The following is a 23,697-nucleotide window of genomic DNA, read 5'->3' as shown; positions in this document are numbered from 1 at the left end:
AACGGGCTGGGCTTAGACGGTGAGGCATGAGTCGGCAACAGCAACAAGAGCGAACCGGCAAGAAATGGAATGCGCGACGATTATCAGATGCCGGTAATGGCCATTCCTTCCGGCAAACGGCGGGCGAGCTGGAACAGCGCGCGCCGTTTGTCGTCGGCGTCCATGCGCTCGAATGCGGCCAGAAATTCGTCCATCTGCTGGACCGGCGAAATCGCTATCGCGCGGTCCTGCAACGTCGCCCTGGCCTCGGAAACGCTGCGCGCACCGTCGAGCAGCAGATACGCTATCTGCTCCTGTATCGACCAAGCCAATCGTGACAGATCGTGCAACTGCGCTTCGCTTTGCGCGGCGCCGTGTTCGCGCAGCATTTCCGCCACTCTCGCCGCCAATCGGCGATGAAGCATTAGAAACCGTTCAACCTCGGACACGGACAGGCCGATCATCTCCGCAATCCTGTCCGCATGGAGACGCGGTAACCGGTCTTCGGAAAGACCAGCGCCATCCCCGGCGCAATCCCCGGTATCGAGAAGATCCCGCATGTCGGCGATCAGCGCCGCGCGATCGATTGGCGGTACTTCCATGCGCCGGAATTCAGTGGCGATCTTTTCCAGAAGAGTTTCGGCGCGTTGCGGATCGACAACGGTCCCCTTGACCGGCGACAGACCGGCAAAAGCGCGCGCCGCGGCCAGCCTGTGTGCGCCGCTCACCAGGCGGAAACCGCCCCGCCCGTGCCCGCGCCGCAGCACGATCGGAGCGCGCTGCCCTTCGGCGAGCATCGTATGTCCGAGCGCCACCGCCCAGCCGGCATCGAGCGGACGCAGTCGACGGCCCATGCCGATGGCGTCGACCGGCACGAGCAGCACCTCGCCGTCCGCGATCGCGCCACATGCCGTCGCCCATCTTGTCGCCTTGCCGATCATCACCGGCGGCGTTCCGCATTTTGATGATGCGCAACCCCGCTTTCGGCGCTATCGTCCCGTTTTCGGGATTGATGACCGGGAAGCAGAGAATGGATTTCCAGACCGAGTTCGCTCGCTATGGCTTTCGCCACCCGGCGATTGCTCCGCCCGCGCAGGACGTCGCGCACCGATTCCGGCGGCAATCCGCGCGCCCGCTCGAAGGCGAGAACGCTTCCATGAAGCTTTTTGAGCCTGGCCTTGACGTCTATGGGATGGAGCGGCATGTCTGAATTTCGGCTCCAAAAAGACCAATATCGGCACGATAAAATCCGAATTCGGGACAGTCAACCCCCTCTCGACAAACAGTTTGTCGCCGAGCGCATAGCCTCCCGCGCCCGCGAGCTGGGCCTGAAACAGAGCGACATCGCGTCGGCGATCGGCATTCCCAAAACGACGATGGGCCGCATATGGAAGGGTGAGAATCTGCCGGATTCGGCCGCGCTCTTCCCGCTTTCGGACCTGCTGCAGGTATCGCCGCGCTGGCTGCTGTACGGCGGCAATTCGCGCAACCTTGTCGATGCGCCGGATATGGACTGGGCAACCTTGCCGGTCCACGATCTCGCTGGGATCACCGGCAGCGAAAAGGGAACGGCCATCGATACGATGCCGATCCGCCGCGACTGGATCGAACGCAAACTCCGCGCCGCCGACGATCTCTGGCTGACCGAAATGCCCGACGACCTGCTCGGGGATATCGCGGGCGAAGGCGATATCCTGATCTGCAGGGATATCGAACCGCGCGAGTCCGAACTGATCGACGGCAGCGTTTACATCGTCATGCTCAACGGACAGCCGATCATCCGGCGGATCACTTTCGAGGCGCATGCCATTTTGCTGTCGACGTCGAGCGGACGTGTGCCGCCGATCCGGGTTCCGCGCGCCGAGCCGCCGGCACTCGACCGATCGATCCGTCCGATCGCGCGGGTCCTCGGAGCTCTGACGCTCATGGCGCTATAGCCGGGCCGGCACCGATCGGCGCGGGCGGCCGCCCTTCACCGGGCCCCGGCAACGGTGCGCAACAGCGACTCCCAGATGTCGATGCTGCCGTGAAAGGCATCGGCGAGGATCCGCTCGTCGAGGCCGTGCGCGCCCACCGGTTCGCCGGCAATCGTCCATGTTCCGCCGATGCCGTATGTCGGAATGCCGGCGCCGCGCGTGAATATCGCGTCGGTCGCGCCGGCGGACATGAAGGGGATGATCGGCGCGTCGGGGAAATGGATGGCCACCGCCTCGCGATAGGCGGCGAACAGCTCGTCGTCGATCGGCGAAGGGTCGGACCAGGCGCCGCTCCCTTCCATCATCGTCACCTCTACATGTTGCCCGGCGAGGCGCTGCAGCGTCTCGAGAATCTCCTCGGTCGGCGTGCCGGGGAAGATCCGGCAGTTGACGGTCGCTTCCGCGCTCTGGGGCAGCGCGTTGGGCGCATGACCGCCGCTGATCTGCGTGGCGACGCAGCGCGTGCGCGTCTGCCCCGGCTCAAGGGCTTCGATCAGGTCGGCCCTCTCGTCATTGTCGGGATCGTCGAGCCAGGCGCGGACCAGCTGGCCGTAATAGCCGCCGTCATTTTCGGCGAGCGCTTCGTAGGACGCCCGCGTCGCATCGTTGAGCTGGTGGGGAAAGCGGTGCCGCTCCACGGCGCCGAGCGCATGGGCGAGCTGGTATATCGCATTGTCGGCGCGGGGCCGGGAACTGTGACCGCCCCGGTTGGTCGCGCGAAAACGGAAATCGGCATAGGTCTTCTCGGCAAGCTGGACGAAGAAGCCCTCGACCCGGCCGTCGCGAAAGACGCTTCCCCCGCCGCCGTCGCTGTTGAGCGCGATCTCGGCATCGATCAGCTCGCGCCATTCGCTGGCCGCCAGCCGGGCCCCGTTCTGCAGCGTCTCCTCGTCCCCCGTAAACAGCACGATCAAGTCGCGATCCGCCGCGAAATCCGATGCTTCGAGCCGTTGCAGCGCCAGCACCAGCCCGGTGAGCCCGGCCTTGTTGTCGACGACGCCGCGTCCGAGATAGTAACCGTCCTCCTCGCGAAACTCGAACGGCGGGTTCTGCCAGTCGTCCGGATCGGCATCGACCACGTCCATATGCGCCATCAGCAGGATCGCGCCCTCGCCCGACGGGCGGTCCGCATTGCGGCGGGCGATCAGCGTCTCGGTATCGCCGTGCGGCCGCACATGAAACGCGTCGAACCCGGCGCCGGTCAGTTCGGTCCGGAGCAGCGCGATCAGCCGCGGCATTTCGCCGCGCCCGGCCACGGTCGGGATTTCGACGATCCGCTCCAGCAGCGCGCGTTCGGTATCCCGGTCCTGCGCCGCGGCAGGCGGGGCCAGCACCGCGCAGACGGCAATGGTCGCGGAAATCGTGAAACGGAGTGCGGCGGACATACCCATAATGCGGACTCCCTGATCGCAAATGGAGCACCGCGCTTACCAGCATTGCCGCGAAGGTGGGAGTCCGGCGCCGCGGCCGGGCGCTAAAGGGCTCTCAATTCTCGTCGCGCGTATAGGAGATGCGCGCGAATTCGGTCCAGTCGCCGTCCGCCGCGCGGTAGCTGTCGACGACCTCGAGCCGGTCCGCATCGATTCTCCGATATTCCGAACGGCCATTCTCGCCCCACCGCGCAACGAGAGCTTCGCCATCGACCGCGGCCGAAAGCGCATGAACGGCGCCGCTGCTGTCGAACCAGTGGCCGGTCCAGGCGTCATCGCCGTCCATCCGGTAGAACCCGCGCCCCGCGAAGCGCGTGGCAGTGCCGTCCGCCGCGAACGCGGTAAACCGGTAATCGAGTTCGAGGAACCGGCCGCCGAGCGTGGGCGCCACATCGAGCGCGGCGCGGCTCGCATTCCCGGAGACGGTGCCGGCGCCCCGCCATTCACCGGCAAACCAATGCGCGAAATCATTCTCGGCCTGCTGGGCAAGAACCGGAGCGGGCGCCATCGTCAGCGCACAGGCGAATGCCGCACTTTTGAATTGCCACATGATACCCTCCTTGCGCCGGTCAGGCGGTTTCGGCGATGTCCTCGTAGAACATCAGCGCATTGCCGTCCGGATCGAAAAAGGTCAGCAGCTTCACCATTTCGGGAATCGTCTGGATCGGGCCGTCCTGCCGCACGTTTTTCGAATCGAGGTCGGCCTTGGCGGCCTCGATATCCCGCGTTCCGAAGGTCGGCGTCACGCCGCCGCCCTGCTTGACCTCCTCGACCTGCGACAACCCCAGATTGACCTTTTCGACCGAGGTCGACAGTTCGGCCCAGGCGATATCGTCGACCCGGTAAAGCAGGGAAAAGCCGAGTACCTCCTCATACCAGTCGATCGCCTTGCCGAGATCGCTGACGCCCATGCTGCAGGTCAGTCCGCCGTCAAAATCTATCGCCATCGCTTACCTCCCGAGTCCCGATTTGATAGTCTTGTTTTTATACTATATATAGAAGCTGTCAATCGACCATAGGAACTGGCAATGCTTGCGATCGAGGAAGTCCGGACTTTGGGGGAACGCCGCTGGGCGTTGCCGCTGCTTGCCGCGCTGGCGGCGGAAGGCGGCGGCGCGCGCTTCGTCGTGCTGCTCAACCGGCTCGGTTGCGCGCGTTCGGCGCTCGCGAGCGCGCTGGACCATCTGACGGCGGCGGGCTGGATCGAACGCAATACCGGCCACGGCCATCCGCTGCGCCCCGAATATCTGCTGACCGCCAGCGGCGCGGCCGTCGCCGAACGCGCCGGGCGGATCGAGGCGGTTTCGACGACGCTCGGGCTCGGCCCGCAATCGTTCCAGCGCTGGACGCTGCCGCTGGCCTACGAACTGCGCGGATCGGCGCGCCGCTTCACCCAGTTGAAGACCGAGCTGGCGCCGGCCACGCCGCGCGCGCTGTCGCTGACGCTGAAACAGATGATGGGACAGGAGCTGGTTTCGCGCGCGATCGTCGAGGATTTTCCGCCCGCGCCGATCTACGGCCTGACCGCGCGCGGACAGGAATTGGCACAGGCGATCTAGCCCCCGTTCGCCCCCACGCCATGCCCGGCGGAGAGATACTCGTCCGACTGCATCTCGATGAGCCGCGAAGCGGTCCGCTCGAACTCGAACGCGCCGTCGCCGGCCTCGTACAGCGCGGCGGGATCGGCATCGGCCGCGGCGAGCAGCTTCACCTTATATTCGTAGAGCGCGTCGATCAGGACCTTGAAGCGCGTCGCCTCGTTGCGCTTTTCCGGCCCCATTTGCGGAATGCCGACGATGATCACCGTGTGATATCTGCGGGCGATGGCGAGATAGTCGGCCGCGCCCCGGGCTTCGCCGCACAGCCGCTTGAACGAGAATACTGCGACGCCCTTCAGCGACTTGGGAACGTACAGAGAGCGACCGCCGGCAACCGCGATATCCTCGCTCGGGACATGCTCGGCATCGTCCGGCGAATAGTCGGTGAGGCGGAAAAAAGCCTCGCGCAACCTGGCCGTCGCCTCTTCGCCATTGGGTACATACCAGGTCGGCATCCCGCCCAGCCGTTCGAGCCGGTAATCGGTCGGCCCGTTGAGCGGGACGACCTCGAGACGCTCCTCGATCAGGTCGATGAACGGCAGGAACAGCTCGCGGTTCTGCCCATCCTTGTAGAGATCGACGGGCGGACGGTTCGACGTCGTCACGACCGTCACCCCCTTGGCGAGCAGCGCGGTGAACAGCCGCGAAAGGATCGCCGCGTCGGCGGTATTGTTCACCACCATCTCGTCGAGCGCGAGCAGCCGGGCCTCGTCGCGAATGGCATCGGCGACGGGGAGGACGGGATCGCCCTTCTCCTTCGCCCGTTCGGCCCGCAGCCGGTCGTGGATATCGAGCATGAACTCGTGGAAATGGACGCGGCGTTTCGACGGCGTATCGAGACAGGCGAAGAACAGGTCCATCAGCATGGATTTGCCGCGCCCGACCCCGCCCCACAGATAGACGCCGCGCACCGCCTCCGGCTTCTTGCCCAGCGCCCGCCAGATCACGCTGCCGCGGCGGGGGGCCGCTTCCAGTTCCTCGCTGAGCCGCACCAGCCGGTCGACGGCCTGCTTCTGGTCGCCATCGGGCCGAAGCTCTCCGGCTTCGACCAGCGCCTCGTAGCGCGCGGCGAGCGCCGTCATCGGGGCGGGCTGGCCTTGCGGATCGTGCCCGAAAAGGCTGCGACCTTGACCGCATCCTGCACGACCAGGCCGCGCAGGAAGACGAGGCGACCGGTTTCGCGCAAAATCTCGACCTCGGCGTCGAGCGGTTTGTCCATCGCGCCGGGCGCCATGAACTGGCAGGTCAGATCGAGCGTCACCGACCGCCCGGCATGCTCGATCCCGAGCATGCGCGATCCGGCGAACATCGAAATGTCGATGAAGCTCATGACGACGCCGCCATGGACGACGTCCGACAGGTTGCTGTGGATCGGCTGCGGCCACATCCGGCAGCGTGCCATCTGCTCGGTCTCGCGGCGCACGCGGAACTTGCCGAGCAGCGCGTTGAAACGCTCCGGATCCTTGATCTCCCAGATCATCCAGTCCGGATCGTCGGGATCGGGCTCGTGGCGGAATTGGGAATCGGACAAGGAAGCGGCCCCGCTCAGACCGAGCGTTCGAGCATCATCTTCTTGGTTTCCGCGATCGCGCGCGCCGGCGAGAGCCCCTTGGGGCAGACATTGGCGCAGTTCATGATCGTGTGGCAGCGATAGAGGCGGAACGGGTCCTCGAGCTGATCGAGCCGCTCGCCGGTATGCTCGTCCCGGCTGTCGGCCAGCCAGCGATAGGCCTGGAGCAGGATCGCGGGGCCGAGAAACTTGTCGCTGTTCCACCAGTAGCTCGGGCAGCTTGTCGAGCAGCAGGCGCACAGGATGCACTCGTACAGGCCGTCGAGCTTGGCGCGATCCTCGGGCGACTGCAGCCGTTCCTTGCCCGAAGGCTCGGGAGTCTCGGTCTTCAGCCAGGGCTGGATCGATGCATATTGCGCGTAGAAATGCGTGAAATCGGGAACCAGATCCTTGATCACGTCCATATGCGGCAGCGGCGTGATCGTGATCTCCTTCTTGTCGCAATCCTCGATCGCGGTCGTACAGGCCAAGCCGTTGGAACCGTCGATATTCATCGAGCAGGATCCGCAAATGCCTTCGCGGCAGGACCGGCGGAAGGTCAGCGAACTGTCCTGCTCGCCCTTCATCTTGATCAGCGCGTCGAGCACCATCGGGCCGCAGTCGTCGAGATCGATCTCGAACCGGTCATAGCGCGGATTTTCGCCGCTATCCGGATCATAGCGATAGACTTTGAAGGTCTTGGTCCGGGCGCCGTCCGATTTGTGGACCTTGCCGTTCTTGCGGACCTTGCTGTTCTTCGGAAGCGTGAATTCGGCCATTGCTCTGCGGTTTCCTTCCCGTTTGGCAGCGAGATAGCGCGTCATGCCGCACTGCGGAAGGGGTAGCGCACTTCATTTTTGCGAGGAGGCTCCGGAAACCCTCCGTCGTCAGGTCTGCGACGCGCCGGATCTGCCCCAGTCGATATTGCGCGTCGCGTACATGATCGCCGCCAGGGCGACGAACAGCAGCAGCGAACCGATCAGCAGCGAGAAGGTCTCGAGGCTGAGCAGAATGAACATCACCGCATAGAGCCCGGCCAGCAATCCGCCGATATAGGCGGCGCGGCGCCAGCTCCGGAGCACCGCCGCCGAATAGCTGGTATTGAGCCCGACAATGGCGGCCGCGGCCACGATGAAGGCCCAGCCGAAACCGATCAGTTCGGCAAAGGCGAGCAGCAGCACGAAGAACAGGACGAGCGCCGCGCCGACGAGCAGATATTCGACCGTCGACACCCGCACGCCCGCAATCACATCGAACATCAGATAGGCGAGGAAGGTGAAGCCGATGATCAGGAACCCGTATTTCACCGAGCGATCGACCTGTGAATAGAGGTCGACCGGCTGGATCAGGCTGACCCGGGTTTCATATTCGCCCGGCGGCACGTCATATGCGTAGCGGTGCGCCGGCATCGGCCCGATCCCGTCGCCTTCGCCGGACGGCGCGCCGGTGGATACGAGCGAGCGGCCGAGAGCGAGGTTGGTGATCCGGTATGTCGCCGAAAAGCCTTCGGCGGACACCTCCGATGCGTCGGGCAGGAAACCGCCCTGAAAGGACGGGTGCGGCCAGCTCGACCGGACGGTCCATTCGGTTTCGCCCGCAAGCGGTTGCAGCGATAGCCGCTGATTGCCGCGAAACGCGACGGCGAAGGTCGCATCGATCCCGGACTCGGACAGGGAAGCGGCGTCGACCAGTGCCGAGAAACCGGGGCCGTTGGCGCCGCCCCCCGACTGCAGCGCGACGTCGCGGCCGTCGAACCGGATATCGGCCGCCTGGATGCCGCGCATGTCGGACAGGCCGAACCGCAGTTCGGCGCGATCGAGCGCGAGCGCGGATCGCTCGACACCCAGCCGCGACAGATCGTCGGGCAGCGCGAACGATGCCCGTCCGGATGTCGTCGCGCGATAGACGACGGCCTCGTAGATCGAGCGCGCGCGCCGCTCGGGCGCCAGTTCCGTTTCCAGCGCCAGGGTCTGCGGCGCCAGCACGAGTTCGCGCGAGACCGTGCGGGTTCGCGTAACGGTGCGGCCGTTTTCCTGGGTCGTCTCGGTCGTCTGCGCACGATAGGGAATGACCAGTTGCGGCCCGGACAGGATTTGCGGACCGCCCCAGCCCTCGGCGATCGACGCCAGCGCCGTTTGCGATTGCTGCTCGCGATCATAGACGAGCAGCCAGATGGTGAAGAGCGGGATCGACAGCAGGAACGCCGCCAGCAGGACCAGGGCCAGCTTGAATCCCGGCGACCGGTCCGTCGAAGTCTCGCTCATCACATTCTCCACTCAACTCGTCGATGAAATCAAACGCTTCGTCGCCAGTCTTGGGAGGGAGTGCGTGAACTGCAGCTTAATGTGTCAGTAACCGATCAGTCCGTTGCGGCGGAGGCTGTCCGCGAGGATCGTTTCGATCAGCTCTGCCTGGGTCAGACCCGCAAGCTTGGCCGCCCGCCCGAACACTTTTTCGGACCAGAGATTGCAGTTGAGATTGACCTCGAGGAACTGCACCTCGCCGCTTTCGCGATCCAGCCGGAACTCGAACCGTCCATAGTCGAACGGCCGGAATTCCCGAAACAGCCGCGTCGTCAGCTCGGCAATCTTGGGCGTCCATTCGGGGTCGTCAAACGGGTCGAGCGAATATTTGTGCGCGCGGCCGACCAGGTCGCGCTTCTCGTAATAGGTGCGCAGATGCGTCGGATCCGCCTGCTGGAAAATCAGCATCGGCAGCACGACCGGATCGCCGATCGTGATCACCGGCACCTCGACATCGCTGCCGTTGAGGAACGGCTCGACGATCGCGTCATGGCCCTGGTTGTGGATGTCGGCGATCGCATGGGCGACCCCGCTCCAGTCGGTCGCGTCCTGCACGCCCCACGACGCCGAGGACGCGTTGGGCTTGATCACCAGCCGGTCGCCCTTGGGGCAATCGGCCTCATCCACCGGCGCGCCGCGGCGATAGATGGCCCAGGGCGACGTCGGCACGCCGGCCCGCACGGCGACGAGCTTGGACAAATGCTTGTCGTCGGAAAGGCCGCGGATGATCGGGCTCGCACCGAGATAGGGGACGCGGTGCATGTTGCAGAGCAGAGGTGCCAGCATCTCCGAATTGACGAAGCCGGCGCGGTTCAGCAGCGGAAACACGAAATCGACGTCCGGACGCGTCAGCAAGGCGTCGAAACTGTTGGCGAGCGTCAGATTGAGACCGATCTCCTCGAGGATCATGCGCGTTTCGTGATGATAGAGCGCGTGATTGCCGTCCTCGGGATGCAGCCCGCCGTCCCACAGCGCGTGCTTGGCGATGAACATGATCCGCAGCCGCTCTTTCGCCTCTTGCGGAATTGCGAGCGCTTCTATCGTTTCGTACACGGCGTGATCCTGGAAAATTGCGGCCCTCAGGCGGGCTTTTAGCCGCGATAAGGGTGGTTCGCCAATAGCTGCTGTGCAAGGCCCGGTGGCTGGTTTAGAGGGGCGGGCGATGCGTTTGACGGACTGCCATAACAGCGAAGATTTCCGGCGACTGGCGAGACAGCGGCTGCCCGGCCCGGTCTTCCACTATATCGATGGCGGCGCGGACGACGAGGCGACGCTTCGCCGCAACACGGCTGCATTCGAGGAGTGCGACCTGGTGCCCAGCGTGCTCGCCGGGGTGCAGGATGTGGACATGACGACGACCGTCATGGGGCGCACGATTTCGATGCCGCTCTTCCTCTCGCCGACCGCGCTCCAGCGGCTGTTCCACTGGCAGGGCGAACGCGCGGTGGCGCGGGCCGCCGAGAAGTTCGGCACCTATTTCGGCATCTCGTCGCTTGCGACGGTCGGGATAGCGGAAATCGGCGCGGACTATGACTGCCCCAAGATGTTCCAGCTCTACATCCACAAGGACAAGGGTCTGAACCGGGCGATGGTCGAGGCGTGCAGGACCGCGCAGTTCGACGCGTTGACCCTGACCGTCGACACGATCGTCGGCGGCAATCGCGAACGCTGCCTGCGCACCGGCTTCACGTCGCCGCCCCGCATCACGCCGCGCTCCTTCCTCAGCTACGCGGCCAAACCCGCCTGGGGACTCAACTATCTGCTGCGGGAGAGGTTCGAACTCCCGAATCTCAAGGACCATATCGGCGAGGGCAGCAATATCGCGCTGTCGATCGGCGACTATTTCTCGACGATGCTCGATCAGTCGCTCGACTGGGCGACGGCCGAGCAGATCCGCGCCGATTGGGGCGGAGAGTTCTGCCTCAAGGGGATCATGTCGGTCGAGGATGCCCGGCGCGCCGCCGATATCGGTGCGACGGCAATCATGGTGTCCAACCATGGCGGGCGGCAGCTGGACGGCAGCCGCGCACCGTTCGACCAGCTCGCCGAAATCGTCGACGCGGTCGGCGACCGGCTCGACGTGATCTGCGACGGCGGTATCCGGCGGGGCAGCCATGTGCTGAAAGCGCTGAGCGTCGGCGCCAAGGCCTGTTCGGGCGGACGCTTCTATCTCTATGCGCTGGCGGCGGCCGGACAGGCCGGCGTGGAGCGGGCGCTCGGCAACCTGCGCGCGGAAATCGAGCGCGACATGAAGCTGATGGGCGTGACCTCGGTCGCCCAGCTCGACCGCGACAATCTGCGCTGGCGCTAGGCGGCTTCGGCGCCGGACTAGGCCCGCGCCGTCACCAGCCAGACAGCGCCTGCCATTGTCAGCGACCCAGTCGGGCCGACATGGCCTGACAGCGCTTCCCGGATGGCGATACGCGCCTTGGCCCGACCGGTTTCATCGAGCTCGGTCAAGGCTCGCGAACCCGGACCGATCTGGCACGCAAAATCCGTCGCATCGTCGAGACCATCGCGGCTCAGCACAATCGGAACATCATGGCCCTCGATCACGGCATCCCGAAATCCCGCAGCGTCCAGAATGGTCATGATCCGATCGCTATCGGCCAAAGCGAACGGGCCGGGCGCGTCGGGATCGGTGGGCATCGGTTCGGCAAGCAAGGGCACGACCGCTTTTGCCGGAACCATCGCCCATGGATTGCGATCCGGCGCCTGCCAGCACAGGAAAACGAGTCGGCCGTCCGGCACCAGATTCGCGCGAATATTGGCGAACGCCGCATGGGGGTCGTCGAAAAACATGACGCCGAACCGGGACGCCACGGCTGCAAAAGGCGCATCGCCGAGAAACTGGGCCGCGTCGGCAACCTGGAAGGATAGATTCTCGCGCGCGCGAAACTGTGCGCCTGCGATCATCGTCTCCGAAAGGTCGATGCCCGTCACCGCCGCGCCTTCCAGAGCAAGCAGTTCGGACACCGCGCCCGTTCCGCAGCCGATATCCAATATCCTCTCTCCCGAACGCGGTGCGACGGCATCGATCAGGATCGGATCGGCCGGAGCCAGCATCGCGTCAAGGCGCGCCTGATGCGCCACCCATTTCGGGCCGGCCTGTTCATTCCAGTATTCGCGTTGGTCTTCGTTCGGCATTGAATGGGAACTCCTGGAATAAGGCCGGTGGAAAAAGAAACGCAGAGGCTTCAGCGTCTGGGGCGTGCCGGAACGTCGCCATTCGCCGGCCGTCCGACGGGGCGGGTCGCGATCTGCGGCATCCTGTTCTCGAGCGCGTCGAGCCACATTCCGGCCTGCGTGCCGACCCAAATTTGCGGCTCGGACGACGTCATGCCGATCTCGCCCTCCCATTGCGCAATCTTGACCTGCGCTTGTTGGAAAGCATCGGCGAGCGGTTGCGGCCGCCGCAGCGCCCGGTTGACGAAAGCGTCGCCGAAATAGGTCCAGTCGTTGGTCGCGGCGCAGCCAAAGGACGTGCGATCCGGAGCGGCGGCCGCGACAACCACACTGGTCGGCGAAGACAGCGCCGGGACGAACGTGCCCGAGAAACAGGCATTCACGATTACCAGCCGGTTGGCGATCCTCAGTTCGCCCAGCAAGGTCGACAGGCGCAGACCCGACATCGTGCCATAGCCCTGATCGCCATAATAATAGACGATGCCGGCCGGGAGGCCGTGGCTCGTCGCGTAGAGGATCAGCACGTCCTCCGCCGGGTCCATGACCTCTGCGATCCGCGCAAGCGCGACCGACAGCGATGTGAAGGACCCGCGCGGCAGGCTGTCATCGCCATTGCCGTCAGGCGCGCCCAGGACGATCGTCCGGCCTTCGGCATCATAGCGCCGCGCAAGGACGCGCGCCGCCTCGCGCGCCTCGCGCCCGAACACCGGATCGCTGTCGAGCGCGATCGAAAGGACATAGGCGTCGACGGTGCCGGGGCGGTTCGCGGCGATACCATCCAGCGCGCGGGACAGGCGAAGATGATCGTCCAGCGCGGCACGCGCGCCGATATCATATTCGATCTCGGTTCCCGCATTGGCGCCGAGCACCGCCTCATGCGGCTGGACCCGTGACAGGAAGGACGGCAGCGGGCGCGTATGGCTGACAACGCCGTCCGTACCCGATTGCGCGAAAGCCGGCGCCACTGCACCAGCGAAAGCGAACGCCAACAGCATGGCGAAGGATGTCGTGACAATCTGGCGAAACAAGACCTGCAGTGGCGCGCTCCGGTAATCGATTGGGTAAAATTGTGTTTCCGGGCCCGGGAAGAGTCAAGCGGCCGATCCGAACCGAACGCCGCGATCGTTCCCCGAAAATGACCGGAAACCGGGCCCGGGATGTGATCGCCCGGATCCCGCCCGATCTGCGCTTGTATCGGATAGCGCGGGGTCAGGGGGCTTTTTCGGGCTCGCTCGAGCCGTCGACCCAGTTCCGGTTTCTACCAGACCAGGCCTTTACCGCCACCCAGAGGTTCCGATTGCGCACCGCCCATCTGTCCGGGTCCATCGCCGCTCGATTTTCCCGCAGATACTGCATTTCGCGAACGATACCATCGGCCGTCGTCAGGTCCTCCTCGCCGGTCGCCGTTTTCGTCAGCCAGTCGTCGGCGCGCCCCTGCACCGTACCGTGAAAGCGGAATTCGCTGAGCAGCTGGAGGCTTTCGGAATCGATCTTCGCGTTCCGGCCCCACCACGCCATCCGCGACATCGTGTTGTAGATTTTCCCATTATAGCAGCACCAGAGATAATTGCCGCTATCGACCTTCATCGCGTCGATCGAGTTGTCGTCGAGATGGAATTTCCCGAATTCTTCGGCGACCACGAAAAAGGCGTTGGCGCCCCGGGCGGCCACGAGCTCATACCCCTTCTCCCTGCCGAGTTCGATCAGCGCGGCGAGCGAGCAGCCCTCATTGATCGCCGGATCGCGATCCTGCACGAACACGATATTGTTCGGCACCATCGCATTATGCTCGATCACCACCATTCGCGGCCGGTATTCGACAATCGATTCCCAGACATACCAGTCGATACCGTCGACATCGATGCGGATCAGATCGAAATCGCGCGGAATCGGCGTATCGCGGAGGATGTCGTCGATCGTGTTCACCCCAGCTTCGAATCCGACCCAGCGATGCGCGGCAATTACTTGATCGGGATCGGGATGGTTCTCGCGAATTTCGCGGCAGCGGTCCTCGTGGCCCTCGATAAGCACGGCCCGCCAGCCCTCCTCGCGTATCAGGCGGCAGGTGTTGCTGAGATAGAGCCGTCCCATGCCCCGAATTCCACGCACCATCTGTTCTCGATTCCCATGATCTCGAACAGTTCGGCGATGATCTGATCCTCACCGCCCTGCGAATAGATGTTCCGGCGCAATCCGCGGATCCAGTACGCCCAGGCGCTGCGCTGATCGGGCTGCTGGCTCAGGCGGATGATCGGCATGCGCTATCCTTTAGCAGAATATCGAAACGCAATCAGCTTGGCGTGGCGCGGTGCGGTGCGGAACTCTTGGCACGGACCGGGCCCGGCCCGGCCCTTACCTTTCTTCGACCGCCAGCCGCGACATCAGGATCGCCGCGCGCTGGGCCTGGCGTCGGATGCTGTCGAGATGGATCGTTTCGCCCGGGGCATGGGCGCGCTCGCCCGACGGGCCCATGCCGGCCAGGGCATCCGCATAGGGCGCGACGAAGGAGATGTCGGCCGCGCCGCGCCGCTGCGGATCGAGGACCGGCTGCTCGGCAAGGCCCAGATCGCGATTGACGGCGTTGAGCCGGTCGAGCAGCGCCCGGTTGCCCTCGGTCGGCGCCATCGGCGGATAGCCCTGGTCGAACGTGATGCTCGCCGATGTGCCGGGTGCATGATCGGCGACGATGGACTCCATCCGGGCGCGCACGCGGTCGGTCTGCTCCTGGGTCAGGGTGCGGAAATCGCCGCGCGCCATCGCGATCGGGGGGACGATATTCGTCTTGCCCGCGGCTTCGGCCCGCAGCTGGTCGGCGCTCAGTTCCGCCGTCGTGCCGCCGGTCAGCAGGCCGACATTGAAGGTGAGGCTGGGTTCGGGAAGTTCGCTGCGGAAGCGGGCCAGGATGCGCGCCATCTCGAAGATCGCGCCGTCGCCCATCTGTTCGCTGAAAATGCCTGAGCTGTGCCCTTCATTGCCGCGCGTCACCAGCGTCCAGGCATTGGACGACCGGCGCGCGATCACGCCCATGTCGCGGCCGTCCTGGATCGACAGGCTTTCGAAGCCGAGCGCGACATCGGCCCATTGCCCGGCGGCGATCAGGTCGCGGCGCGACAGCTCGACCGGTTCGCCGAAATCCTCCTCGTCGCCGGTCAGCGCGACCGTGATATTGGCGCCGTCCAGCGTCCCGGCGGCATGCATCGCGCGCAGCGCGGCCAGGATGATGACGATCCCGCCCTTGTCGTCATAGACGCCCGGGCCCGTCGCCCGATCGCCGTCGCGGACGAAGGTCTGGAAGTCGGAATCGGCCTCGAACACCGTATCGGTGTGGGCGATCAGCAGAATGCGCATGCGGTCCGGATCGCCCTCGTGCCGGGCGAAGAGATGGCCGCCGCGCTCCACCGCGTCCTGCGCGATATAGTCGACGGCAAAGCCCAGCGCCTCGAATTCCGGCCGCAGCATGTCCATCACCGCCCGATTGCCCGCCATGTTGCGCGTTCCGCTGTTCTGGTTGGTCAGCCGCTCGAGCAGCGATACCGACCGCTCATATTCGGCTTCGACGGTTTCGGTCATCTGCTGTTCGGCCTGGGAGAGCTGGGCGTGAACCGGAACCGACAGCATCGACAGACAGGCCGCCGCGACAACCGAAAACGCGAAACTTTTCATGATCTTCTCCGTGGAAAACATGCGGCCGGCGCTCAGATCAGGACGGCCAGCAAAATAGCGAGTGCGGCGAACTGCGCGATCGCGATCAGGATGATCGTACCGCGCAAACGGTTGATCCGGGCCTCGCTCTGCGCGTCGAGCGCGGCGATCGCCTCGGCCAGCTCCTGTTTGGTCGGCAGGCTCTGCATCGCCTCGCGGAGCAGGTCCGCATCCGATGGCTGCCCCTCGGGCGGAAGGATTTCTGTACCGTCCTCGCCCTTGCGCTTGGCCAGCCGGTCGGCGAGCAGGGTGCCCGCCTTGGTCGCCGCTTCGATACCCGCGCGCCGGACTTGCGGATGGGCCAGCGCGGAAATGATCCAGGCCGGCCAGGCCATCTCAGTACACCCGAGCCTTGGGTTCGATATATTTGACGTCGTCCGTCAGCGTGAAATCATGGACCGGGCGATAGTCGATCGTGACGGTACCGTCCTTGCCGCCCCAGCCCTCGAACCAGGCGATCGTATGCTTCATCCAGTTCGCGTCGTCGCGATCCGGATGGTCTTCGTGCATGTGCGCGCCGCGGCTTTCCTTGCGGTTGTGCGCGGAGCGGATCGACACCTCGGCCTGGGTGATCAGATTGTCGAGCTCGAGCGTTTCGATCAGGTCGGTGTTCCAGATCAGCGAGCGATCGGCGACCGCGACATCTTCCAAATTCCTGTAGATCGCGTCGATCTTCTCGATGCCTTCGGCCATCAGTTCCTCGGTGCGGAACACCGCGCAATGCGCCTGCATCGCCTTTTGCATGTCGAGACGGATTTGCGCGGTCGGCGAGCCGCCGTCCGCGTGGCGGAAATGATCGAGCCGCGCGAGCGCCATCTCTTCGCTGCCCCCCGGCAAGGGCCGCCCCTTGCCGTTCGGTTCCACGACCTCGGCCAGACGGTGGCCCGCGGCCCGACCGAACACAACGAGGTCGATCAGGCTGTTCGAGCCGAGCCGGTTGGCGCCGTGCACCGAGACGCATGCCGCCTCGCCGACCGCGAAGAGGCCGGGCACGACCGCATCCGGATCGCCGTCCTTCAGGGTCACGACCTCGCCATGATAGTTGGTCGGGATGCCGCCCATATTGTAATGAACGGTCGGGACGACCGGCAGCGGCTGGCGCGTGAGATCGACGCCGGCGAAAATCTTGCCGGTCTCGGTGATTCCGGGCAGGCGCTCGGCGAGGATTTTCGGGTCGATATGATCGAGATGGAGCCAGATATGGTCGTTTTCCTTGCCGACGCCCCGGCCTTCGCGGATTTCCATCGCCATCGAGCGTGACACCACGTCGCGCGAGGCGAGATCCTTGGCCGACGGCGCATAGCGCTCCATGAACCGCTCGCCCTCGCTGTTCGTCAGATAACCGCCCTCGCCGCGTGCGCCTTCGGTGATCAGCACGCCGGCGCCGTAGATGCCGGTCGGGTGGAACTGGATGAACTCCATGTCCTGCAGCGGCAGCCCGGCCCGCAGCACCATGGCGTTGCCGTCGCCCGTGCATGTATGCGCGGATGTCGCGGAGAAGAACGTGCGGCCATAGCCGCCCGTCGCCAGAACGACTGCCTGCGAACTGAAGCGGTGGATCGAGCCGTCTTCCATGCACATGGCGATGACGCCGCGGCATTCGCCGTTTTCCATGATCAGGTCGAGCGCGAAATATTCGATGAAGAAATCCGCGTCATATTTCAGGCTCTGCTGGTAGAGCGCATGGAGCATCGCATGGCCGGTGCGGTCGGCGGCGGCGCAGGTGCGCTGGACCGGCGGGCCTTCACCCATATTCTGCATATGGCCGCCGAAGGGACGCTGGTAGATCGTCCCGTCGTCGTTGCGGCTGAACGGCACGCCGGCATGTTCGAGCTCGTAGACCGCGGCCGGCGCCTCGCGCGCCAGATATTCGATCGCGTCCTGATCGCCGAGCCAGTCCGATCCCTTGACGGTATCGTACATGTGCCAGGTCCAGTGATCGGGCGTGTTGTTGCCGAGACTGGCGGCGATTCCGCCCTGCGCGGCGACCGTGTGCGAGCGGGTCGGGAACACCTTGGTGATGCAGGCGGTGCGCAGGCCCTTCTCGGCCGATCCCATCGTCGCCCGGAGGCCGGACCCGCCGGCGCCGACGACGACCGTGTCGTAGATGTGATCGATGATCTTGTACGCGTCGGCCATTATGCGGCGCCCCCGAAAGCGATTTTGGCGATGGAGAATATGGCGATGGCGCCGGCGCCCACCGCGAAGAAATTGATCAGCACGATCAGCCCGAGCTTGGACGATTCGGTGTGGACATAATCCTCGACCACGACCTGCAGCCCGAGACGCAGATGCCAGAACACATTGGCCGCCAACAGGATCATCGCGACGGCCACGAGCGGCGCGGACAGCCAGTCGGTGACCACGGCATGGCTGAGATCGGGGAGCCGGACGAGCGAAATGACGAACCAGCTGACGAGCAGGACGTTGCCTGCCGCCGTCAGCCGCTGCATCCACCAGTGATGGGCGCCTTGCTTGGCGGAGCCGAGCCCGCGGACCCGGCCGAGACCTGTACCGGAACCCATCAGCCTTCTCCCGCGGACAGCATGACCAATGCGGGCCAGAGCAGCCATCCCCAGAGGAGAAGCGTCGCGACGATCGCGCCGGCAACCACCGTTATCGACCAGCGGCGGTTGGTCCGCAGCTCGTAGCCGGCACCGGTATCCAGCACGAAGTGCCGCAGGCCGTTGAACAGATGCGTGAAGAAGGCCCATGTCAGGCCGATACCGAATATCGCGCCGACGATGTTGATCGCGCCGCTCTCGACGGTCAGCAAATCCATGAACCCGGCATAGCTCGCCTCGCCGCTCGCCGCGGCCAGAAGCCATCCGGCAAACAGCAAGCCGCCGACGATCGCCAACCCGACTCCCGTGATCCGGTGCAGGATCGAGACCAGCATATGCGGTCCCCATTTCCAGTGCATGAGATGAGGCGACAACGGCCGAGATTGATTGCGTGACATGGTGGTCTCTATGGCTTTCCCTGTTGCGCGTTCCTCTTAGACGAACCGCACTTCCATGCAACCGGCCCTTTCGGGCATGGCCCGCTAGACTAACGGGCTCTTAACCAATCGCATTTAAGGGTGCGAACCGCGAATTTACAGCGGGCGAGACACAGGAATGAGCATCAGGGATCACATTGCCGTATTCGATCATGACGGAACGCTGATATCCAAGATCAAGGAAATCGGGGCGATCCTGCAGGGGCAGGAACGCCTGCTCGCCGAAAAATTCTGGCAGCGCTTCATAGAACTCAACCCGTCGCTCAAGGCGCTCACCGCCGAACAGCTTGAAAAAGCGGTCGATTTCGCCACCGAGTACACGACCGAGAAGCTTCACAATCCGGACCAGGAACGCTGGGTCGAAATCGCCCGCAAGAATGCGGCCCGCATCCTGGAATCGGGCATATCGCCGATGCAGCTGTTCGCGACGCTCGCCTATTCCAACCAGTCGATATTGACGCTGGTCCGCGAAGCGACCGAGGACGATCCCGACCGGTTGCTCGAGTTGACCAAGGCGCTCGTCGTGTTCGGATCGCTCGAAGTCGAGGTCAAGGCGTCCTTCATCAACGAATTTCTCTTCAAGCAGGAAGACGAGAAGCGCCAGGAAAGCACGCAGCTGTTCCGCGAGATGATCGAACAGACGGTCAAGGACGCCACGGAGGACAGCCTGTCCGTGATCGAGAATACCAACGATGCCTCGCAATCCGTGCAGGGCATGCTCGGCAAGGCGTCCGAAGTCGCGGCCGCGGCCGAACAGTCGGCCATAGCGATGCGCGAAGCCGCCCAGACGGCGGCGGGCCTGATCCGCGCAATCGAGGAGGCCCGTAGCGAGGTCGAGACTTCGGCGGAGGTCGCGACGCGCGCGTCCGAACAGGCGCAGGAGGCCGTCCGCGTCAGCGAGGCGCTGTCCGAACACACCGATTCCATCGAATCCATCCTCGGCCTGATCCGCGACGTCGCCGGCCAGACGAACCTGCTGGCGCTCAACGCGACGATCGAGGCGGCGCGCGCCGGCGATGCCGGCCGTGGCTTCGCCGTCGTCGCCCAGGAAGTGAAGACACTCGCCAACCAGACGGCGCAGGCGACGGACGATATCGCCAACAAGATCGCCGCCATCCAGTCGGCGACCGCCCAGACGGTCGAGACGAACGAGTCGATCCGCGCCACCGTTAACGACGTCCAGGCGTCGGCAACGCGAATTCGCCAGGCGATGGAACAACAGGCGCAGACCGTCACGACGATTACCGCCGCGGTCGACGAGACGGCGCTGGCCGCGGACTCGATGTCGGGAACGATCGCCGCGATCCGCGAGGACAGCGAAAGCGTCTCCTCCGACATCAGCCGCGTGTCCGACGGATTCCGCGAAGTCGACGGCCATCTCCAGAAATTGACCGGCGCGACCGGCGAATTCGTGCGCCGCATGGCGGAGGGTTAAGAGCTTTCGCTCGGCATCCGGCCCGCCTATCGAAGGCGGATGACCGATACGACACCGACACATATCCTGATCACCGGCGCGCGGCGCGGCATCGGCAAGGCGGCGGCGACGCGATTGCGCGAATCCGGCGCCCGGCTCGCCTGCCATGCCACCCAGGAGGACGACGGGATCGCGATCGCCCGTGACTTCGACAAGCCGGGCGCCGCCAAGGACACGTGGCGCCAGGCGCTGGACCTGCTCGACGGCCGGATCGATGTCCTCGTCAACAATGCCGGTGTTTTCGAAGCCTCGCCGATCGACCGGTCCGACGAGGACTGGCGCGCCGATTTCGAACGGACGCTGCGCATCAACCTGACGGCGACGGCCGAACTGTGCCGGCTCGCCGTCCGCCATTTCCGCGAACGGGGGGGCGGACGGATCGTCAACATCGCCAGCCGCGCCGCCTATCGCGGCGACAGCCCCGATCACTGGCATTATGCGGCGTCCAAGGGCGGGATGGTCGCGATGACGAAGACCATCGCCCGCGGCTATGCGGCGGAGAAGATCCTCGCCTTCGCCATCTGCCCGGGCTTCACGATGACCGGCATGGCCGAGGACTATCTGGAAAGCCGCGGCGGCGCGCAATTGCTGCGCGACATCCCGCTCGGGCGCGTCGCGACGCCGGAGGAAGTCGCGGAGACCATCCGTTTCTGCGCGCTGGACGCGCCGCCATCGATGACCGGCGCGGTGCTCGACATCAACGGCGCCAGTTTTGTCCGATAGCTGGAAACTGACCCTGCCCTGCACGCGCGCCGAGGCGGAAATCCTCAAGGAGGACATCGCGCCGTTCGCGCTCATGGACCCCGTGCCCGTGCTGATGACGAGCGAGATCGATGCGGCGCGGCCCGACGAATGGCGGCTCGATATCTATTTCGAATCCGCACCCGAACCGCAGACGATCGCGATGGCGATGCACCTCGTGCCGAGCGCGGCGGGCGCCGAGCCGGTGGTCGCCAAGGTGGAGGACCGGGACTGGGTGGCGGTGAGCCAGGAGGGCCTCGAACCGATCCATGAGGGCCGGTTCTTCGTCCATACGCCGATCCATCGCGATGCGGTTCCGGACGGCGCGCTGACCTTCGAGATCGACGCCGGCCAGGCATTCGGAACCGGCCATCACGAAACCACGGCGGGCTGCCTCGCGGTGCTCGACGGGCTCAAGTCGCAAGGCCGGCGCTACCGGAACGTCGCCGATATCGGGACCGGCACCGGGCTCCTCGCCTTTGCCGCGCTCGCACTCTGGCCGAACGCCCGGGGAATTGCGTCGGACAACGATCCGCTGGCGATCGAGGTGGCCGAGCGGAATGCGGCGATCAACGCCATCCGGACCGGCACCGGACCGGGCCAGCTCGAAACGACCGTCGCGACCGGCCTCGTCCATCGCCGCCTGCGCGCCCGCGCGCCCTACGACCTGCTGATCGCGAACATCCTCGCCGGGCCGTTGATCGATCTCGCGCGCCCCTTCGAAAACGCCGTGACACCCGACGGAACGCTCATCCTCGCGGGCCTGCTCGACCGGCAGGCGGAGGCCGTCATCGCGGCCTATCGCCGCCAGCGCTTCCGCCTCGCCGAGCGGCGGAACCGCGGCGAATGGGCGATCCTCAGGATGGAGAAGCGGCGGCGCGTTCGCGGGCATAGGCCTGCGTCCCGCGCGTGATCACCCGATCCCCCTCGGCGATATCTTCGGGCGCATAGTCGCTCGTATTTTCGAGCTCCGCGTATAACGGCGCGAAATCGGTTTCCACGGTCTGGCGGAGCAATTCCTCGAAGCTCGGAATCACGAAATAGACCTGCTGGAAATCGTCGATCCGGTAGTTGGTCCGCATCACCCGTTTCATGTCGAAGGCGATCCGGTTCGGGCTCGGATCGTCGAGCGCGAACACGCTTTCGCCATGGCTCGAGACGATCCCCGACCCGTAGATGCGCAGTCCTTCCGGTTCGTCGATCAGCCCGAACTCGACCGTGTACCAGTAGAGCCGCGCAAGATGATCGAGGCTGTCATATTCGAGCGCCCTGAGCCCGCCCCGGCCATAGGCCTCCATATAGTCGGCGAAGACCGGGTTCGCGAGCATCGGCACATGGCCGAACACGTCGTGAAACACATCGGGCTCCTGCAGATAATCGAGCTGCTCGCGCCGCCGGATGAAATTGCCCGCGACGAACCGGCGATTGGCGAGATGGTCGAAAAACACGTCGTCGGGCACGAGTCCGGGCACGGCGACGACCTGCCAGCCGGTCTCCTTCATCAGGTTTTCGGACAGCTCCTCGAAATCGGGAATGCCCGGCTTGGAGAGCTTGAGCACGTCGATCCCGTCGAGAAAGGCCTGGCTCGCCCGGCCCGGCAGCTGTTCGAGCTGGCGCCTGAACAGGATATCCCAGGTTTCATGGTCCTCGGCCGAATAGCGGTCCCAGTCCTGCGGTATCGTCCAATCCGCCGCCGCGCCCTCCGGCGGGCGGTCCAGAACATGCGTATCTTCAGTCATGTGGCGTGATATAGCAGGAAAGGGCGTAAAGAACGAATGATCGAGGTCAAACTTATCGGGGACAATCGATGAAAACGCTGTTCCGCGGCGTCCGTTACGTCCTTGCCGGCATCCTCCTCCTCGTTATCGGCTATATTCTGGCCGGCATCGGTGGATCGCTGGTCCCGGCCAATGCCGACTGGCGCGAACCCGATACCGGCATCACGATCTATATCCACGACAATGGCGTCCATACCGGCATCGTGCTGCCGCGCCGCAACGCGCTCGCCGACTGGAGCGACCTCGTCCGCCCCGACCATCTGACCGACCCGCGCTATGCGAGCGACCATCTGCTGTTCGGCTGGGGCGACCGGACCTTCTATCTCGAAACGCCGACCTGGGGCGACCTGCGCCCGTCGACCGCCGTCGCCGCCCTGTTCGGCAGCGAGGCGAGCCTCGTCCATGTCGACCATGTCGCCGCGCCCGAGGCGGCCGACGATCTGCGCCCCGTCCGGGTCACGCCGGCGCAGTACGACCGGATCGCGTCGGCCATCCGCGCCCAGTTCGCGCTCGACGACGCCGGCGCGTCCCAGCCGGTGCCCGGCTACGGCCCCGCCGACATCTTCTACGAGGCCCATGGCCGCTACACCGCGTTCCGGACCTGCAACGAATGGACCGGGTCCATCCTCCGCGAAGCGGGCGTGCGCGTCGGCGCCTGGACGCCGTTCAGCTTCAGCGTGATGCGCTGGTTCGACGCGGCATCGGTTGACACTGGTTGACACACGCCGGGGGTAACCCCGGATCGTTCCCGACCGCAAAAAGACAGTGCGCGGACAGCGATCGACCTCGGCTGATCGGCATGGCGCATTCGTCATGATGGCCATAACCCCAGGGCTGTAGGACAGGATATTCTGTCGTCCGGGGTTTCGTCCCATCCCGTCATTCCCGCGAAAGCGGGAATGACGGCGGAGATGGCAGCAACCTTCCTCATCCCGCCGCCGCGACGCTCTCCGCCCACGGCGCCTCGTCGATCACCTCGA

The 23,697-nt window shown here is 65.0% G+C and carries 27 protein-coding genes; 7 read left to right on the top strand and 20 right to left on the bottom strand.

Features of this window, described 5'->3' with window-relative positions:
- Nucleotides 1–83 precede the first annotated feature (83 nt).
- Together ACTS1X_RS12600 and ACTS1X_RS12595 are read right to left on the bottom strand one after the other, a co-directional pair.
- Nucleotides 84–923, bottom strand: coding sequence for a hypothetical protein (locus ACTS1X_RS12600; RefSeq protein ID WP_442614749.1), 840 nt, complete (start codon nucleotides 921–923; stop codon nucleotides 84–86).
- A complete protein-coding gene (locus ACTS1X_RS12595; protein WP_442614748.1) occupies nucleotides 920–1,183 on the bottom strand; it encodes a helix-turn-helix domain-containing protein in 264 nt (87 codons plus the stop codon). Before ACTS1X_RS12595 ends, ACTS1X_RS12600 begins: the two co-directional genes overlap by 4 nt.
- On the opposite strand from ACTS1X_RS12595, the gene ACTS1X_RS12590 reads away from it, so the two are divergent.
- A complete protein-coding gene (locus ACTS1X_RS12590) occupies nucleotides 1,167–1,916 on the top strand; it encodes a S24 family peptidase (protein WP_442614747.1) in 750 nt (249 codons plus the stop codon). The two genes, ACTS1X_RS12595 and ACTS1X_RS12590, sit on opposite strands and share 17 nt — an antisense overlap.
- Before the next feature lie 35 nt (nucleotides 1,917–1,951).
- On the opposite strand, the gene ACTS1X_RS12585 is transcribed toward ACTS1X_RS12590, so the two are convergent.
- The 3 genes from ACTS1X_RS12585 to ACTS1X_RS12575 form a co-directional block, all read right to left on the bottom strand.
- The gene (locus ACTS1X_RS12585) at nucleotides 1,952–3,346 is read right to left on the bottom strand and encodes a M20/M25/M40 family metallo-hydrolase (RefSeq protein ID WP_442614746.1); all 1,395 of its coding nucleotides are present in this window, start codon (nucleotides 3,344–3,346) and stop codon (nucleotides 1,952–1,954) included.
- A 94-nt stretch (nucleotides 3,347–3,440) separates the two neighbouring features.
- Nucleotides 3,441–3,935 carry a hypothetical protein gene (locus tag ACTS1X_RS12580; protein ID WP_442614745.1) on the bottom strand — a complete coding sequence of 165 codons (495 nt, stop codon included), beginning with the start codon at nucleotides 3,933–3,935 and terminating at the stop codon, nucleotides 3,441–3,443.
- 19 nt (nucleotides 3,936–3,954) lie between these two features.
- Nucleotides 3,955–4,332, bottom strand: a complete 378-nt coding sequence (locus tag ACTS1X_RS12575) for a VOC family protein (protein ID WP_442614744.1) — start codon at nucleotides 4,330–4,332, stop codon at nucleotides 3,955–3,957.
- 81 nt (nucleotides 4,333–4,413) lie between these two features.
- Here ACTS1X_RS12575 and ACTS1X_RS12570 point away from each other — a divergent pair, with 81 nt between their 5' ends.
- Nucleotides 4,414–4,944: a winged helix-turn-helix transcriptional regulator gene (locus ACTS1X_RS12570; protein ID WP_442614743.1), complete on the top strand. Its 531-nt coding sequence runs from the start codon at nucleotides 4,414–4,416 to the stop codon at nucleotides 4,942–4,944.
- Here the strand turns inward: ACTS1X_RS12570 and zapE are convergent.
- The 5 genes from zapE to ACTS1X_RS12545 form a co-directional block, all read right to left on the bottom strand.
- On the bottom strand, nucleotides 4,941–6,065 hold the full coding sequence (zapE, locus tag ACTS1X_RS12565; RefSeq protein WP_442614742.1) for a cell division protein ZapE: 1,125 nt from the start codon (nucleotides 6,063–6,065) through the stop codon (nucleotides 4,941–4,943). The genes ACTS1X_RS12570 and zapE overlap by 4 nt on opposite strands.
- Entirely contained in the window at nucleotides 6,062–6,514 is a 453-nt protein-coding gene (locus ACTS1X_RS12560) for a PaaI family thioesterase (RefSeq protein WP_442614741.1), read from the bottom strand. Before ACTS1X_RS12560 ends, zapE begins: the two co-directional genes overlap by 4 nt.
- Before the next feature lie 14 nt (nucleotides 6,515–6,528).
- Nucleotides 6,529–7,311, bottom strand: a complete 783-nt coding sequence (locus ACTS1X_RS12555) for a succinate dehydrogenase iron-sulfur subunit (RefSeq protein ID WP_442614740.1) — start codon at nucleotides 7,309–7,311, stop codon at nucleotides 6,529–6,531.
- A 108-nt stretch (nucleotides 7,312–7,419) separates the two neighbouring features.
- Complete coding sequence (gene creD, locus ACTS1X_RS12550) at nucleotides 7,420–8,796, bottom strand: cell envelope integrity protein CreD (RefSeq protein WP_442614739.1); 1,377 nt, start codon at nucleotides 8,794–8,796, stop codon at nucleotides 7,420–7,422.
- An 84-nt stretch (nucleotides 8,797–8,880) separates the two neighbouring features.
- The gene (locus ACTS1X_RS12545; protein WP_442614738.1) at nucleotides 8,881–9,888 is read right to left on the bottom strand and encodes a D-alanine--D-alanine ligase family protein; all 1,008 of its coding nucleotides are present in this window, start codon (nucleotides 9,886–9,888) and stop codon (nucleotides 8,881–8,883) included.
- 109 nt (nucleotides 9,889–9,997) lie between these two features.
- On the opposite strand from ACTS1X_RS12545, the gene ACTS1X_RS12540 reads away from it, so the two are divergent.
- Nucleotides 9,998–11,146, top strand: a complete 1,149-nt coding sequence (locus ACTS1X_RS12540; protein ID WP_442614737.1) for an alpha-hydroxy acid oxidase — start codon at nucleotides 9,998–10,000, stop codon at nucleotides 11,144–11,146.
- A gap of 17 nt (nucleotides 11,147–11,163) precedes the next feature.
- Here the strand turns inward: ACTS1X_RS12540 and ACTS1X_RS12535 are convergent, their stop codons facing one another.
- The 9 genes from ACTS1X_RS12535 to sdhC all read right to left on the bottom strand — a co-directional run bounded on the left by ACTS1X_RS12535 (nucleotide 11,164) and on the right by sdhC (nucleotide 18,685).
- The gene (locus tag ACTS1X_RS12535) at nucleotides 11,164–11,901 is read right to left on the bottom strand and encodes a class I SAM-dependent methyltransferase (protein WP_442614787.1); all 738 of its coding nucleotides are present in this window, start codon (nucleotides 11,899–11,901) and stop codon (nucleotides 11,164–11,166) included.
- 131 nt (nucleotides 11,902–12,032) lie between these two features.
- The gene (locus ACTS1X_RS12530; RefSeq protein WP_442614736.1) at nucleotides 12,033–13,016 is read right to left on the bottom strand and encodes a C13 family peptidase; all 984 of its coding nucleotides are present in this window, start codon (nucleotides 13,014–13,016) and stop codon (nucleotides 12,033–12,035) included.
- Between the two features lie 214 nt (nucleotides 13,017–13,230).
- Entirely contained in the window at nucleotides 13,231–14,112 is an 882-nt protein-coding gene (locus ACTS1X_RS12525; RefSeq protein ID WP_442614735.1) for a hypothetical protein, read from the bottom strand.
- Nucleotides 14,076–14,279: a hypothetical protein gene (locus tag ACTS1X_RS12520; protein WP_442614734.1), complete on the bottom strand. Its 204-nt coding sequence runs from the start codon at nucleotides 14,277–14,279 to the stop codon at nucleotides 14,076–14,078. Before ACTS1X_RS12520 ends, ACTS1X_RS12525 begins: the two co-directional genes overlap by 37 nt.
- A gap of 94 nt (nucleotides 14,280–14,373) precedes the next feature.
- Complete coding sequence (locus ACTS1X_RS12515) at nucleotides 14,374–15,684, bottom strand: M20/M25/M40 family metallo-hydrolase (protein ID WP_442614733.1); 1,311 nt, start codon at nucleotides 15,682–15,684, stop codon at nucleotides 14,374–14,376.
- Nucleotides 15,685–15,716: 32 nt separating this feature from the next.
- Complete coding sequence (locus ACTS1X_RS12510) at nucleotides 15,717–16,058, bottom strand: hypothetical protein (protein WP_442614732.1); 342 nt, start codon at nucleotides 16,056–16,058, stop codon at nucleotides 15,717–15,719.
- 1 nt (nucleotide 16,059) lies between these two features.
- On the bottom strand, nucleotides 16,060–17,862 hold the full coding sequence (gene sdhA / locus ACTS1X_RS12505) for a succinate dehydrogenase flavoprotein subunit (RefSeq protein ID WP_442614731.1): 1,803 nt from the start codon (nucleotides 17,860–17,862) through the stop codon (nucleotides 16,060–16,062).
- Nucleotides 17,862–18,248: a succinate dehydrogenase, hydrophobic membrane anchor protein gene (gene sdhD / locus ACTS1X_RS12500; protein ID WP_442614730.1), complete on the bottom strand. Its 387-nt coding sequence runs from the start codon at nucleotides 18,246–18,248 to the stop codon at nucleotides 17,862–17,864. The genes sdhA and sdhD overlap by 1 nt, the downstream gene beginning before the upstream one ends.
- Complete coding sequence (gene sdhC / locus ACTS1X_RS12495) at nucleotides 18,248–18,685, bottom strand: succinate dehydrogenase, cytochrome b556 subunit (RefSeq protein WP_442614729.1); 438 nt, start codon at nucleotides 18,683–18,685, stop codon at nucleotides 18,248–18,250. The genes sdhD and sdhC overlap by 1 nt, the downstream gene beginning before the upstream one ends.
- 157 nt (nucleotides 18,686–18,842) lie before the next feature.
- Here sdhC and ACTS1X_RS12490 point away from each other — a divergent pair, with 157 nt between their 5' ends.
- From ACTS1X_RS12490 to ACTS1X_RS12480, 3 genes are read left to right on the top strand one after another with little or no spacing between them, the layout of a single operon-like run.
- Nucleotides 18,843–20,159 carry a methyl-accepting chemotaxis protein gene (locus ACTS1X_RS12490; protein WP_442614728.1) on the top strand — a complete coding sequence of 439 codons (1,317 nt, stop codon included), beginning with the start codon at nucleotides 18,843–18,845 and terminating at the stop codon, nucleotides 20,157–20,159.
- Nucleotides 20,160–20,198: 39 nt separating this feature from the next.
- Nucleotides 20,199–20,921 (top strand): SDR family NAD(P)-dependent oxidoreductase, encoded by a 723-nt coding sequence (locus ACTS1X_RS12485; protein WP_442614727.1) that lies wholly within the window; start codon nucleotides 20,199–20,201, stop codon nucleotides 20,919–20,921.
- Entirely contained in the window at nucleotides 20,911–21,852 is a 942-nt protein-coding gene (locus ACTS1X_RS12480) for a 50S ribosomal protein L11 methyltransferase (RefSeq protein WP_442614726.1), read from the top strand. Before ACTS1X_RS12485 ends, ACTS1X_RS12480 begins: the two co-directional genes overlap by 11 nt.
- Here ACTS1X_RS12480 and phhA read toward each other — a convergent pair.
- On the bottom strand, nucleotides 21,797–22,678 hold the full coding sequence (gene phhA / locus ACTS1X_RS12475; protein ID WP_442614725.1) for a phenylalanine 4-monooxygenase: 882 nt from the start codon (nucleotides 22,676–22,678) through the stop codon (nucleotides 21,797–21,799). The two genes, ACTS1X_RS12480 and phhA, sit on opposite strands and share 56 nt — an antisense overlap.
- A 68-nt stretch (nucleotides 22,679–22,746) precedes the next feature.
- Between phhA and ACTS1X_RS12470 the strand changes: the two genes are divergently transcribed.
- The gene (locus ACTS1X_RS12470) at nucleotides 22,747–23,436 is read left to right on the top strand and encodes a TIGR02117 family protein (protein ID WP_442614724.1); all 690 of its coding nucleotides are present in this window, start codon (nucleotides 22,747–22,749) and stop codon (nucleotides 23,434–23,436) included.
- Nucleotides 23,437–23,697 lie beyond the last annotated feature (261 nt).

Origin of the sequence: Parasphingopyxis sp., from assembly GCF_052168275.1 — a bacterium.
In the GTDB taxonomy this organism is placed as follows: domain Bacteria; phylum Pseudomonadota; class Alphaproteobacteria; order Sphingomonadales; family Sphingomonadaceae; genus Parasphingopyxis.
The sequence above is the reverse complement of the archived record's forward strand: the minus strand, read 5'-3'. Positions and strand labels throughout refer to the sequence as shown.